The sequence below is a fragment of the Bacillus sp. JNUCC-21 genome, from assembly GCF_041222765.1.
GTDB classification, from domain to species: Bacteria; Bacillota; Bacilli; order Bacillales; family Bacillaceae; genus Bacillus; species Bacillus velezensis.
Window position 1 is genome coordinate 2,241,136 of sequence record NZ_CP166019.1, and the last position, 13,293, is coordinate 2,254,428.

Sequence of the window (13,293 nt, forward strand, 5' to 3'; positions counted from 1 at the left end):
TTTTCAGTTAAATTATTTTATTTTTATCCATTAAAAAGGAAGGTCATCATCTGAAATTTCAACCGGCTTTGAAGGCTTGTTATTAGGAGCGCTTCCGCCAAACCCAGACTTTTTATTATTCTCATTGCCACTTTCATTCTTAAGCTCATCTAGGTAAATCTCTCTTTCAGTCAACGCTTTTTTAATTGCATCTGCATTAAAAGCATTTTTGCTATCCTCGTCATATGGATCATCGCCACCTGTAATTAGGTACTCTCTTTTCGAATTAATAGTGATTTCTTTCTTGTCTTCGCCAAATGCTGCTGTCTTGGTCGTTACTTTTTGCTCTTTAAAGTTAATAATCTTCCCAAAAACGTTAACCGTAGACCCTTTTTCATAATTATTTTCAACGTAATGAGACCCTTCTTTTGTGACTACAAATTCAAACGGAATTACTTTCCCACCATATAAAGGAATATAACCATTTAAATTAACTCTGCCCGTTTCTTCACCTTTTACTTTTTCTTCGGTTACATTCTTTACAAACAGCTCAACATCAAATTCTGCTCTTGGATTGAATTCTTCATTGGCGTCCAGTCTATTTACAAAGTTAGTCGTTAACTGTGGATACGCCTTTAAAATTCCTTGTGAGCAATATTCGTTCAATCCAATCTTTCCTTGGGTAATTCTCACTTTATCAGCTTGATCTCTCCCGTGTTCTGCAATGGACTTATATTCACTGATAATGGTTTGATAACCTTTGGCAATAGCATTATCTGTGCCATCAGCTTTCTTATATTTTGAAAAGCCCTTCACTGTATGTACTTCATTTGGTGCTACCTCAATATCTAATTCAATATTTAAACCCTTGCCGCTTTTCCACTCAGTGTGTCTTACCTCTGCAAGTATCCCCTCAATAGTTACAACATTTGATGCTTCACGTAATACTGTTTTATTTTCTGCCATTTAAATAATCAACCTCTTTCTTTTTCGTTTATATTTTATTTTTACTCTTAAAATGCCTATAATGAGACTTACTACTAAACTTACAATCCTTGATACCCAGTAGCTTGTTTAATTCTATGTATCTCTTTTTTGGAAAGTTCCAAGGTTCAGGATCACCTTTTACATTTTCTATCCTTATTACTGTTCCATGCCGAATTGTGATCTTTAAGTTTCCATATGAGTATGTTTTAGAAAAAAGACCCCTTTTAATTCCTTGTGGTTTAAATTCATTTACCAGCATCACATTCCTGGTTAATTTTCTTCTTGCTTGGTCTTCGTCAATGTCGTAATTCCTTTTGACGTCATTTTTGTAGGTATGTAAGGCTTCGTCAGATACATTCAGTATCTTTAATTCCTTTTTCATCTCTTTCCTCCTTTCTCTCTATGGGATAATTTAATCTTACATCATCCAAACAAAATGGTCAATAACTATTTTATTTTTATTCTTAAAAATAAAAAATTATATATCAGCCAGCACTAACTGGCTGATATGATCCTACTTACGTGTTTCATTTCCAACAACTTTCATAAATGTTTCCCAACTCTCATAGAACTCTTTTAGCTTTGTTTGATAATCCTTTTCGTCTTTTTCTGTTTTTGACTTAAATCTAACGATTGTTGGAGCAGCAGTGCTTATGGTATGTGTAGAATAAAAATCAAGAAAAGAGTTCAGTCTATCCAAAAGGATTCTTTTAGCGCTCTCAAGTCGTTCGTTTTGAAACTTTTTATGAGGATATCCAAAAAGAAGGGCATCATTTTCTAAGTTCTGCATTTGGTTAAATGATAATTGCCGAGTCTCAACTAACATCTCAATAAAATTATATAATTTGTCATTAAACGTTTGTAAAAATTCTTCTAGCAAACTTTTATCAGCCTTGCTCAATCTTTCTGCCTCAAGTTCTAAAACTTTGTTTTCAAGTTCTAAAACTTTGTTTTCAAGTTCTTTTGCTTTTCTTTTTAGTTTGTTGTTTTGCCTATAAATAGTTTTTACCCAATAAATTAAACCAATAATAATAAAAAACAATACTATGATCACTACCGATTCAGGAATTTGATTCTGAAACCAATAGATGAAATTATAACCTGTTACAGTTATTACATCTGATAAAAATGAAAAACAAGCTAATAATAGTACAATGAAGCCCCATAGAACATATGATTTTGACACAATACCCCTCCAAACATTACCATGTGACTTCATTATAACTAAAATTGCTAGCATTATCAGTTTAAATTTTATTTATAATCTCACTCCACGACCACATGTTCATTGTTTGTAGCGTAAAACCGTCAGGAAGCTTTTTCATTTTTATATTCACGTTATATCTCTTCCCAGTAGTCTTATGGATCACAGCAAGTTCTTCACCATCATAGAACCGCACAATTGCTTCATTAAATTCAATTGGCTGATCAACCACATAACCTTCTTTAAGGGCTCTGATATACAGATAAGGGTCTGTCTTATAAAGCTCATATAGTCTATTACCAAAGTCTTCGTGTTTATCTCTAAGCAGATTAAAATTAATCAGGGATATGTACAGTTTTTCAGATATGTTCAGCTTGTTCTTGAAATACCGGATTGCTTCATCTTGTTCTTTGGTTAAAATATTGGCCATATATCCATCTCCTAAACTTGTTAAAACTACAGTTTTATTTAGACTACAATATCTCCTTCTGCAGTCTTCAGTGTTCCACTATTATATGTGTTCTGAACTAAGGTTGTATTCTTTGCTTTTTCTGTGTAAAAAGGATGGGATAGCAGCCTTCCTCCAATTACATAAACATCGTTCCTTACGAGACGTACCTTGTTTGTATTCTCCAAATAAACGCCATATCCTTGATCTGCTGAACGATTAAACATAATCTCATTATCCTTTAACATGTGTTCTGAACCCCCAGTTAGTTGGATAGCGATCAATGATTTACAGAAATAAATCTGATTCTCACTAATCTGGCAACTGTATTTCTCAGGAGTGCCTTTAATTGCAACATTCCTAGGCTCATGAATTTCATTTCGATGTAGTGAGACAGAAGAGTCTTTATCCCAAAAGATGCCGTATCCACTCCCACTTAACAACAAGTCATTTCCCTTTAAACGAACTGACTGAGACCTTTCGCAATAAATTCCACCATATACATTAGCAAACTCATTATTAACAAGACTGATTCGGGTAGAATCCATTATCTTTGCAGCATATGATGAGCTCGTTCCTTTTCCTTTGGTGTTCACAACCTTAATATCATTTGAGTTTCTAACCTGGACTTGAACACAATCACTGTTTTCTATCCTGTTGTCCGTAATTAAAAAGTCCTCTGCTTGATGTGTTGCAATAGGGCATGCTTTTATTTTTTCAAAAGTGTTATTTGATACTGTGCCACCCTTTCCTCTTACACAAATACCCACTTCAAAGCCACTGATCGTATTGCCATCAATTTGAACTCTGTTTCCAGACTCAGTACTTGAAACACCTACCGAGTCAATCCCATATGTCTTAATTTCCTTTTCATTGATGATCTTGTTATTTTTGATACTGACATCCGTGCTATATCCATAGGAAATAACATGGTCGCTGTAGTTTCCTTCAATAATTACCTTGCCGCTTGTGTGAGCTGTAACGGATCCACGTCCATTATTTTTAAACCTGCAGTTTCGCACAGTTAATTTATAGGGGTGATCGTATTTAATTCCGTTTTCTCCAAAGCCCTCTAAATCAATTCCTAATTGTGGCCCAATTGTATCTCCGCCAGCCTCCTCTATATCACAGTCATCGACAAGAAGACCTTCACAACCATTGGTAGCCAGATTATTTCTTCTCCCTCTTAAAAGCGTACACTTTCGAACGGTTACATTCTTTGAAGGTGTATATGTTCCTGAAGTGTTCATCATTCCTTCTGCTGCTATCCAAATGTTATCTCCAATACAATTAGAGACACTCACGCCGTCAATTAACACATTGCTACTACCGTGAACATGTATACCGTATCCCCATTCATGTGTTCTTTGAATTGCATTGATTTTCGAGTAATCATGTTCATATCGATCGCCAATAATTTGACCGCCACGAATCGTAACATTACTTGCTTGGCCGATATAAAAACAGGAGTAGCCTTGAGAATCATTTGGTTGCACTTTAAATAAAGCCTCTGGATGAAGTATTAACTCAATATTAGACGGTACATTAATACCTCCGCCAAATTCAGGCAACCGCCTTGACGTATTAACTGCATCAATTAGGTAGATACCTTTTGGAACATATACTTTATAAAATGATTTTGAGCTTGCGTATTCTAAAGCACGGTTTAACCCTTCTGTTGTTTCAATTGCATTTGACCCTTTATCATCAATTCCCCAATCCAGAGCATCAACAAAATAGTATAAGGGCTGCTGAATGTTCATGTTGTCAAACCCTTCCCTTCTACATTTTCATTGAGAAACCCTGATAGAGTGTGAATGAAGTTATAAAAGGTCTCATTTCTTGTACCAGAGCGTCCTTTCAGAGAAAAGGTGTTAAACATTGATTTGCGCAGTCCAGTGCTCAACTCCAGCTGAATGCTCTTTCCTGTTTTATTTTTATTGGCCACGTTATTTGGACTGCTGCCAGATAACCTTGTCCCCTCATCAAGAAGCTCTGCAGAGTAGCCGGCATTATTTAATGTGATTGTTATCGCTTCAGCTTTGTTCCGATCTGTGCCGCCAACTAAAACATGTTGATCATTGCTTGCGTAGCCGTGAAGTGACAGTGTGAACTCATGCTCCTTCAACATTTCAAGTGCTTGAGGTTCATCGAAATTTGTACTGGTTAAATGTAAATCAAATGCTCCTGGTGTCTTTAAAGCTTCAAAAAGATATGTAGAGTATGTTTCGCTTAATTCCTCTGCAAGCTCACTTGTTCCCCCTTCTATGCCACCTCCATGGGGAGCAAGAATTAATACATCAGTGCCCTGCTCTTTTGAGAATACACTAAAATTGAACGGTGATTCATTCGCTTTAAGCTCTTCAAAGTTGCGATACTTGTCCGCTGCTAAAATACTCAATGGATTCAGGAATGAAACCAGAGCAGTCACCAGGACTGGAAAAGTCTTCTTAACTGTGATACACTTTAATAGCTTCGTAGTGATACGATGCATGCAGAGTTGGGAGCGCCCGTCATAGCAAACCCTCTCTGCCTCTTCAATCTTTTTTAACATTTCCTCTATTCTGTTTTTAATCCTCAACAATTAATAACCACTCCTTTTTATTTTTGTTTTATTCTTAAAACTCAAATCACATAGGTAACTCACATTGTTATCACCCCCTTAAATAAAAAATTACTTTTATTTAGACTCAATACTGATTCCTGAATCCTTTAGCAATTCCATTTGTTCCCCTGATATATTTGCTTTCACTACGTCCCACCCGACTAATGTTTGACCGTAATACAAATCAGTTAACTCTACATCACCATCATTCAAATCACCTTTTAATCGAATTATTCTTTCTCTATACGTTTCGTGCCCTACAATTTCATAGTCGTCATTATAAATTTCAAACGTTTTGTTGTCGGTTTCATAGTCTTCGAAAGATGTACATAAATATCTGCCGTCAGAAAGGGACGGGTTAGTTTTCAGCCATTCATATACTTCTTCATTAGATCTAGCAAGCAAGTATGTAAAGATACCCCGTTCACTTCCTCTAGGAGCAAAGTGTTTTAACATAATTTCATATAAATTCATCCGTTTCTCCTTTTTAAATGTATTTAAAATCTCTGTTTCACCTTCATTAAAGCTATCTGTCTTCAATCACCTCGATACACTTATTTTATTTTTATTAAATAAATCAATTATGTAAGCCTCGTACATCTCATCCCAATAGGGATCTGTTTTAGCTATGTACTTCGTTACCTTCCCATTTTCCTCAATCTTAAAAGTTTGCCCCTTTTTAATATCAGTGAACTTCTTCTTTGTCCATATCCCTCTAATTAACACATCCACTTCTTTAACCTCAACTGTTTGCTGCTTCATCACATTCCTCCTTTTTGATTTTCGTGTATCAAGCCTGTACAATATTCAAAAACCCTAAAGGATGATGAACATGTGTGGCAGGTTCACTTTATTCTCTGAGTTTGACGACATCATCGAACAGTTCAATATAGATCAATTTTTGTCTGAGAACGAATACCATCCAAGCTATAATGTAGCTCCTTCACAGAACATCCTGACAATCATTAATGATGGATCAAACAACCGTCTGGGTAAGCTGAAATGGGGTCTTATTCCTCCCTGGGCTAAGGATGAAAAGATCGGCTATAAAATGATTAATGCTCGTGCTGAAACATTGGCCGAGAAAGCAAGCTTTAGAAAGCCGCTTGTCAGCAAACGCTGCATTATCCCTGCGGACAGTTTTTATGAATGGAAGCGTCTTGATCCAAAGACTAAGATTCCTATGCGGATTAAGCTTAAATCCTCTAATCTCTTTGCATTTGCCGGCTTATATGAAAAGTGGAATACACCTGAAGGCAATTCGTTATTCACCTGCACAATCATTACTACAAAGCCCAATGAGCTTATGGAGGACATACATGATCGTATGCCGGTTATCCTTACTGATGAGAACGAAAAGGAATGGCTAAACCCCAAAAACACGGATCCTGATTATCTTCAAAGCTTACTGATGCCCTATGACGCTGATGACATGGAGGCTTATCAAGTTTCATCTTTAGTGAATTCACCTAAAAACAATTCACCTGAGCTCATTGAATCCCATTAAGTACCACAGTCATTTTGCTTTATATATCACCTTCGCTTAGCTATTATGTTCTAAGTAGGAGGTGATATTTTGTTTGTATCGCCAATGTTATTGCATTCAATAAAAGAGCCATTTGACGACGAGAACTATATCACTGAGCTCAAATTTGATGGAATCAGACTCATCCTTTCTAAATTTGATAATCAGATTAAGCTATACACTCGTCACAACAACGAAGTAACAAGCAAGTTTCCAGAACTCTTGGACTTAGATATTCCAGATGGAACAGTACTCGATGGTGAAGTTATTGTAGCTGCCTCAGGTGGTGCTCCTGACTTTGAAGCTGTAATGGAACGTTTCATGTCCAAAAAGTCAGCTCATAAGATTGTTTACTGTGTTTTTGATGTTATCTATAAAGACGGTCAGTCAATAGCAGCTAAGCCAATCACTGAGCGTAAGATAGTCCTGAACTCACTTGAGTTAAATCATCCTAATGTCTTTGTAATCGAAGGAATTCAAGGTAACGGACTCGCTTACTTCAACCTGGCCAAAGAAAAGAATTTAGAGGGAATCGTACTCAAAAAAGCTGACTCCCCTTATGAGATCAATAAACGTTCACATAATTGGCTCAAAGTGATCAATTACGATTACACCGAAGTTCTTATTACCGGCTACACCAAAAAGGATATAAAATTCCTTCTGTCTTATCCTGATGGAACAGCAGCTGGATTTATGGAATTCATGCCCCATGCAGAACGCGGCAAATTTCATTCTATGAAACAAGTACAGTCTGAATCTGAAGAATATGTATTTATTGAGCCTATATTATGTAAGGTTAAGCACAGATTTAAGACTAAGCACGGTAAACTCCGTATTCCTTCCTTCGAATCCTGGAGAGTGTAATCTCTCCGTTACATAGCTCCTTAGAGCCTAGCTTTTAAAATCCGAGTGAAAATTTAGTACATTGATCAATAAGTTATCATCCAATCATCGAAGCTATAAGCATAATCAACACTCTCTATAAACCCTATTTCTTTTGCCTTCTGACGGATTTTCATGCATCCTTCATAGCTGTAAGCCCATATTTCTTTATAATCCCTCAGTTCGCCGCATTTCCCTGTTATAATGAACTTTCTAAAACTGTTGACCAGTTGCCACATGTTTCCTCCATGCGAAAAGCCGTTTGGACTACCGTACCCCATTTCATATGGATAAACATCAGCCCCCGTATAATCATCAACGAAGAATAGTTTCTTCTTAAACCTGAAATACGCTTTGCGATTCATTTGCTTACAGAAGAAAGTGCGTCTATCAATATCAGCAATTAGCTTTATCAAGTCATTAATATCATTCATGCGTTTTATTTGCTCTTGATTTGGCAATTTGGTTGCCTCCTTTCATTAAAATAAATATTTTATTTTGATCCAAATTTGATCACCAATCAAGTTCTAAATCGTCCATAATATTTGTCATTGCATCGTCCTCTTCTTCTGTTAACCCGTAATCAGCAAGCCTGTTTAAATAGTCTTCTCGCTCGTGTTTGGTCAATTTCTTTCCTCCTTTAATTCCACATTAATGTTCAATACATTTGCAATACGCTTACCTACCTCATTGGAAACTGTTTGTGACACCCTTTCTTTAAATCCATGCAGCAGCCGACTTCCATTTCCAAAACCTTCTGCAATAAGTGATTCAATCTTTTCTCCCGCAACTCTATCCAGTTTTCCTGACTCAGACATCTTCTGAACTTCATTAGAAACCGCAATACTAATCATTTCTTGTACGTCTTGTCTTGAAATACCTAATTCATTATGTATGAGATTTTTCAATTCTTTGTATGCACTATTTTTATTTTCAATGGTATCTTTATGTTCATCTAATGGAACGAGTACGCGATATTCATCACCAAACACCAGCCCAATACTTTTTACGCCTACATCTCCGTCAGAATAACGCGATCTAACCGTACCCACGATACCGACCTCCTTATCGTTCCCTATACATTGATCAGGTATGTCAACGATAATCTTCTCGCCCACTTCCGCTTTGCGATCGACCATTTCGTAGCGCTGCCCGCCAATGTGAACGATGTCTGTCGGTTCGAGTACGTGGTATTCGCGATCATATAAGGCAATCGATTGCCCATTTGCGAGAATAGATTCCGCATAATGACCGAATTTTGAGTCGTCTTTTACAAATCGACTGACAAACGCCCTATCACCGTTTCTATATTCTGATTGACAGTCTGCCTCAACAATAATTATCCTTTCGCCAACCTCCGCCTTCCTATCGACCTCGATGTATTCCCGCTTGATGCCACCTAGTTTTTCATCAGCCAATACGTGAATCTTTGTATTTGTGTTCGCCTTAGTTTCCATTATTTATCCCACCTCAATATTTTTTAAAAGTTTTTTTGATTTTCATATTGCTTTTCACTCTTTTATTAATAGAGGCATGTCTTACGCATGCCATCTAAGAGAGATAGGGCATTCTTGGGAGGTGAAAGGCAATGAAAATTCTAATGGATCTTTTCACAAATTGGACTTTTGATAAAGTCATGGATTACATGCTAGCTGCTGTAATTTGGCTTGTATTCAAGTCCAAGCCAAAGCAGAATGAGTATCCCAATGACTTTGAGAAAAGGCGCCGCTGGAGAGATTGATATTCTCTCTATGATCGTTATCTATATGGTTACTGCTTTAGATAGCGATCTTCTAGTGGTTTAATTTAAATTCAACACCCAAAAAGTCACATAACTCTTCCTTAAAATCCGGTTCTCCAAATGTTCCATTCAACAACCTGTGTTCTAAAACATTGAGAGTAACCTCTTCAGGTTCCCACTGATCTTCTAAACCGTGGCATGAACAGTGGGAACCATTAACCTCGAACAATTTCCCTCTCTCTTCAAATAGAACCCAAGCGTGCCCTTCACAAATGTCGCCATCATAAGAGGCAAACAGAATGTTTACATCAGTTTCTTTTTCTTCAAAGTCTGACAAAACGTCAACCTTTTCTTTTCCTTCCCATTCGTTCAGAAGTACTGATTTTTGCTTAATGATTTCTTCAAATTTTTTCATTGTTACTTCCCCCATTTTCACTTTGAAAACTATCTTTTATCTGAACTCTAATGGCTCATTCAACTCAAATGCCAATCTACACCCATTGATAAACTGTTTTAAAGTTTCTATGTATCTATTAGGCAACATATAATCATGAGGCATTTCCACATTTGCCAACTCTTCTGCATAGGGTAAGATGGCTTCTAATTCCTCTGCAACAACTTTACACATTTCAGGTGTAATTACACCATCACAATCTGAATGACCGAAAAACTCTGTTAGCCCCTTATGGGTTATTGTTGAATAGCCTTTGCCAAAGTACCAATAACCATCCTTAAATTTTTGGTTATCATGTGGTGGCCAACTCCCTCCAATTGATTTTAATAAAAATCTTCTAAGATTATTGAATGACGAGTACGCCCCATCGAATGCTCCGTGTGTTACATATAAACCCATGTATCAAGGCCTCCAATTCTGTTTAAAATCACGATTTCATCATCACTGTCTGATGACCTTAAATCTCTTCTCTATAGATAAGCAGCGCTGTACTATGAGTTCGACCAGCATTAAAGGAATTGTATTTTATATCAACAACTTCAATTGACTCTGATCTTATGAAACCGTTTATCAACCTATCAATTTCAACCCATTCTCCATTACAATACTCATCTTCGAATAGCCTTGTTTTAATCATTGTTTAAACCCTTCCTTTAATGAACTGCTTTCGTTTAACTTTCGGAAAACATATTAATCTGCTAACATTAATAGCTCATCGACTTTTTCATTGTATTCACCATATTCACCAGAGTCCCATTCAACACCTACAGAACCTCGATTTGTCGTCCACAATATAATTCCCATTTCTCCATCTTCATGCCACCTTACTTGCTTCCCTTTCTGATAACCAAGCATGTTTTCACCCCTTTCTTGAGAAAGCATTTTAATTTAACTTTAATGTTTATTGCCTTGAGAAAATCCCCTTTAATTGGTAAACTCATACCTAACTTACATACAAGTGGGTGATTCCTTGAATAAAACAATCGGTATTACTGGATTAATCATCAGTATATTAGTGCAATCATTTTCGGCCGATGATTCGCTATCCCACAAGATTGCTACGGGTTTGTTATTTGTATCAATCATGATTTATAATTTTGAACACGCTAAAGATTATTCTAAAAAGTCACTTGTGATTTTAGGTGTTTCCTTTATCGTTTTTATGCTAGGGATTTATAAACTCCTCTCTTTTGCCAGCGATTACTTTGAAGAGCTTAATGTAAATTTTGGATACATTCTTTTATTTGAAATAGCATTGATTATTGCCTTAGTGTCGATTGCAGTAAACGTAATGAAGTACATTGCGAACCGGCTAAGGAAAACACCTAATGGTAAAGAGCTTTGACTCTTTGCCTTTTTTAAGCTAAATACTTCTTCTTATGTGGTCTTCTATGTACAAAATCAAAGGCAATATCAACCTTTACCTGTTCCTTCTCCTCAGCTACTCGTTCCGTAACAACAATCAGTTGTCCATTTTCCTGGTGTTCAATGCTATGGACTGAATATCCTTTAGCAGCGTAATATTCACCAATAATCTCATCAACGTGGTTGCTAAGCAGATTCCTCTTTATCACCCTTGTAACCTCCACTTATTTTATTTTTATTCTTTAAATATCTATATGTATTCCATCCGCAGCCGTCAAATACGCTTATGTCCGCTCCAAGATGCCATCTAAACCAAACTAAATTAAACCAGGCTGTATCAATTATGTGCTTTAAATAACCTATGTGCCTTCCTCCTTACAATGAAATAATCCTTTTATTTTGATTCCAATCGTTTAATTAGTTCGGGAGCCATACACGCTGCTAATGACTCTTCATATGTAACCGGCTTTCTCTTTAAAAAGATATTCTTCAGATGGTACTTAGCTGCGTATATAAGCGCCTCATCATTTAGTTTGGGATAAAGTGCTTCGAACCCATCGGAATTCGCCCTAGTATTCTTATATTGTTCTAGAGTTACACTACCTTCTTCAAGATAATTTACACCAACTCTTTCCCCATTGATTTCAACATGAACCTCATCGCAGCCCTTAATTTTAAACTTCACATGCTTTCCCCCTATTCCCAACTGCCAATTTCGACTTCCACAATTCCTTTAAATACGTCTTTTGCCTTAACAGCTTTATTGGTTTTTGAACGTCCATCGTAAGTTGTAAAACTAAAAGATTCTCCTTTATTATTGTGAACAAAACCTAGTTCTGGTTCTGACCAATTCCCATTTGGAAACCGCTGTCTTACTTTAACAGGTGTTGAACGTTTTACGATGTCTGGATCAAAAACCAATGTCTTAACTTCTTTTAACATTTTATACCCCTCCTATTACCCTGCTGTATACGTAATTTCTAGTTCAAAATCACATTTTGGATGCAGCCTCCAAATTTGATGTCCTAAGTATGTTTTCCTAGCGTAACTCAGACAGTTCCTTGTCCCACTTTTACTTCCATCGTAGACAGCTACTATCGCTTCACTGTGATCAATCATGTATTCATTTCGTTTTTGCATTTTAGCCGGTGAAAACTCACCTGGTACAGCTCCACTAACTTTATATTTCTCCAATTCTTCAACATTGATAATCTCATCCGCAACTTCGAGCATACGTTTGTACCACATTTTTTGTTCTTCAGACCACACTTTATCTTGTTCTTTGAAAGGTGTAGCAATTATGTTTTTAATATGTGGGTATTTCTTCTTTAGAATATGTACACACCAACAAGCAGCCTGATCAGTTCCTAATGCTCCACCAGTTATGAACCTGGACTTGTTTTCCTTAGAGATTAATTCTTCAATTACTTCAAGCAGCTTTTCTTTGAGTTTTAGCATTGTTGGATTTTTCATATCGTATCCACCCAATTTGTTCGGCCTATGACCAGTGAAGCACACCGTTTTCTTTCTTATAGTCTCCTTTTCTTGATATACCCGCTCACGTTCATTTCTCTCAATTTCCATCTGCTTAATATATTCAGGATCACTAAGTTTTTTGAAGTTGACTATTGTTTCTCACCCTTTCCCTTAAAACAGCTTTTTACTGAGTAATCTTTTCGAAGTCGTCAAATTGCAACTGCCTTTCATGTGGATATCCTTTTGGTTTAATAAAAGGGAGTCCGTATCTCTCTCCCACCCCTTTTACCTCTACAACGTTGCCTGTTTTCAAGACAATACCGTCTCTAAATAAAATATCTTTTTTCAGCAAGATTTTATCTCCTACTCTCATTGTCTCTCCCCTTTCTTTAAAACAGTCTTTTTATTGAAAATATTTATCTGATGTGCGCGCCATTTCTTCCCCGCCTAAATAGTTTTTTACTTCATTTAAGCTATAAATGACCTTATCGAATTTACTCCTAATGTGGAGTGCATATTCAACTGATGAATCGGACATCCCTAATTCCTTTAGATTTGTGTCTAATTCTTTAAAGTAACCTTGTAACCTTGCGTTCACTGAAAACTCTCCTTTTTATTGAATTCTTA

Annotated in this window: 22 protein-coding genes; 3 read left to right on the plus strand and 19 right to left on the minus strand. The window is 36.5% G+C overall.

The genetic code is table 11. From position 1 onward, the window contains the following. Positions 1-30: 30 nt before the first annotated feature. From JNUCC21_RS11080 to JNUCC21_RS11115, 8 genes are all read right to left on the minus strand, one after another. A complete protein-coding gene (locus JNUCC21_RS11080) occupies positions 31-945 on the minus strand; it encodes a hypothetical protein (RefSeq protein ID WP_160228904.1) in 915 nt (304 codons plus the stop codon). Positions 946-973: 28 nt separating this feature from the next. Further along, entirely contained in the window at positions 974-1,348 is a 375-nt protein-coding gene (locus tag JNUCC21_RS11085) for a hypothetical protein (protein WP_160228906.1), read from the minus strand. A gap of 132 nt (positions 1,349-1,480) precedes the next feature. Further along, positions 1,481-2,152 (minus strand): hypothetical protein, encoded by a 672-nt coding sequence (locus JNUCC21_RS11090; RefSeq protein ID WP_160228908.1) that lies wholly within the window; start codon positions 2,150-2,152, stop codon positions 1,481-1,483. A gap of 61 nt (positions 2,153-2,213) precedes the next feature. Further along, positions 2,214-2,600: a hypothetical protein gene (locus tag JNUCC21_RS11095; protein ID WP_160228910.1), complete on the minus strand. Its 387-nt coding sequence runs from the start codon at positions 2,598-2,600 to the stop codon at positions 2,214-2,216. A 38-nt stretch (positions 2,601-2,638) separates the two neighbouring features. After that, a complete protein-coding gene (locus JNUCC21_RS11100; RefSeq protein WP_163113706.1) occupies positions 2,639-4,381 on the minus strand; it encodes a right-handed parallel beta-helix repeat-containing protein in 1,743 nt (580 codons plus the stop codon). Then, on the minus strand, positions 4,378-5,202 hold the full coding sequence (locus JNUCC21_RS11105) for a poly-gamma-glutamate hydrolase family protein (RefSeq protein WP_163113707.1): 825 nt from the start codon (positions 5,200-5,202) through the stop codon (positions 4,378-4,380). Before JNUCC21_RS11105 ends, JNUCC21_RS11100 begins: the two co-directional genes overlap by 4 nt. Before the next feature lie 96 nt (positions 5,203-5,298). Next, complete coding sequence (locus JNUCC21_RS11110; protein WP_163113779.1) at positions 5,299-5,697, minus strand: hypothetical protein; 399 nt, start codon at positions 5,695-5,697, stop codon at positions 5,299-5,301. 66 nt (positions 5,698-5,763) lie between these two features. Next, entirely contained in the window at positions 5,764-5,985 is a 222-nt protein-coding gene (locus JNUCC21_RS11115; protein ID WP_038458636.1) for a hypothetical protein, read from the minus strand. Positions 5,986-6,055: 70 nt separating this feature from the next. On the opposite strand from JNUCC21_RS11115, the gene JNUCC21_RS11120 reads away from it, so the two are divergent. Continuing rightward, positions 6,056-6,730: an SOS response-associated peptidase gene (locus tag JNUCC21_RS11120; RefSeq protein ID WP_038458639.1), complete on the plus strand. Its 675-nt coding sequence runs from the start codon at positions 6,056-6,058 to the stop codon at positions 6,728-6,730. Positions 6,731-6,799: 69 nt separating this feature from the next. Further along, positions 6,800-7,612, plus strand: a complete 813-nt coding sequence (locus JNUCC21_RS11125; protein WP_038458642.1) for an RNA ligase family protein — start codon at positions 6,800-6,802, stop codon at positions 7,610-7,612. A gap of 65 nt (positions 7,613-7,677) precedes the next feature. On the opposite strand, the gene JNUCC21_RS11130 is transcribed toward JNUCC21_RS11125, so the two are convergent. The 5 genes from JNUCC21_RS11130 to JNUCC21_RS11150 all read right to left on the minus strand — a co-directional run bounded on the left by JNUCC21_RS11130 (position 7,678) and on the right by JNUCC21_RS11150 (position 10,680). Further along, positions 7,678-8,091, minus strand: a complete 414-nt coding sequence (locus JNUCC21_RS11130) for a hypothetical protein (protein ID WP_163113708.1) — start codon at positions 8,089-8,091, stop codon at positions 7,678-7,680. A 162-nt stretch (positions 8,092-8,253) separates the two neighbouring features. After that, positions 8,254-9,090, minus strand: coding sequence for a hypothetical protein (locus JNUCC21_RS11135; protein ID WP_038458645.1), 837 nt, complete (start codon positions 9,088-9,090; stop codon positions 8,254-8,256). A 333-nt stretch (positions 9,091-9,423) separates the two neighbouring features. Then, positions 9,424-9,786 (minus strand): hypothetical protein, encoded by a 363-nt coding sequence (locus JNUCC21_RS11140; protein ID WP_038458648.1) that lies wholly within the window; start codon positions 9,784-9,786, stop codon positions 9,424-9,426. A 36-nt stretch (positions 9,787-9,822) separates the two neighbouring features. After that, positions 9,823-10,224 carry a hypothetical protein gene (locus JNUCC21_RS11145; protein ID WP_038458650.1) on the minus strand — a complete coding sequence of 134 codons (402 nt, stop codon included), beginning with the start codon at positions 10,222-10,224 and terminating at the stop codon, positions 9,823-9,825. Positions 10,225-10,515: 291 nt separating this feature from the next. Next, a complete protein-coding gene (locus JNUCC21_RS11150; protein WP_369878124.1) occupies positions 10,516-10,680 on the minus strand; it encodes a hypothetical protein in 165 nt (54 codons plus the stop codon). 115 nt (positions 10,681-10,795) lie between these two features. On the opposite strand from JNUCC21_RS11150, the gene JNUCC21_RS11155 reads away from it, so the two are divergent. Continuing rightward, the gene (locus tag JNUCC21_RS11155) at positions 10,796-11,170 is read left to right on the plus strand and encodes a YoqO family protein (RefSeq protein ID WP_369878125.1); all 375 of its coding nucleotides are present in this window, start codon (positions 10,796-10,798) and stop codon (positions 11,168-11,170) included. Positions 11,171-11,183: 13 nt separating this feature from the next. On the opposite strand, the gene JNUCC21_RS11160 is transcribed toward JNUCC21_RS11155, so the two are convergent. From JNUCC21_RS11160 to JNUCC21_RS11185, 6 genes are all read right to left on the minus strand, one after another. Further along, positions 11,184-11,399, minus strand: coding sequence for a hypothetical protein (locus tag JNUCC21_RS11160; protein ID WP_369878126.1), 216 nt, complete (start codon positions 11,397-11,399; stop codon positions 11,184-11,186). Positions 11,400-11,584: 185 nt separating this feature from the next. Then, a complete protein-coding gene (locus tag JNUCC21_RS11165) occupies positions 11,585-11,875 on the minus strand; it encodes a hypothetical protein (protein WP_326157623.1) in 291 nt (96 codons plus the stop codon). Between the two features lie 11 nt (positions 11,876-11,886). Continuing rightward, positions 11,887-12,132, minus strand: coding sequence for a hypothetical protein (locus JNUCC21_RS11170; RefSeq protein WP_369878127.1), 246 nt, complete (start codon positions 12,130-12,132; stop codon positions 11,887-11,889). A gap of 15 nt (positions 12,133-12,147) precedes the next feature. After that, positions 12,148-12,774: an SLOG family protein gene (locus JNUCC21_RS11175; RefSeq protein ID WP_369878128.1), complete on the minus strand. Its 627-nt coding sequence runs from the start codon at positions 12,772-12,774 to the stop codon at positions 12,148-12,150. 76 nt (positions 12,775-12,850) lie between these two features. Then, positions 12,851-13,039: a hypothetical protein gene (locus JNUCC21_RS11180; RefSeq protein WP_102422186.1), complete on the minus strand. Its 189-nt coding sequence runs from the start codon at positions 13,037-13,039 to the stop codon at positions 12,851-12,853. Positions 13,040-13,069: 30 nt separating this feature from the next. Continuing rightward, complete coding sequence (locus JNUCC21_RS11185; RefSeq protein ID WP_369878129.1) at positions 13,070-13,264, minus strand: hypothetical protein; 195 nt, start codon at positions 13,262-13,264, stop codon at positions 13,070-13,072. Positions 13,265-13,293: the final 29 nt, after the last annotated feature.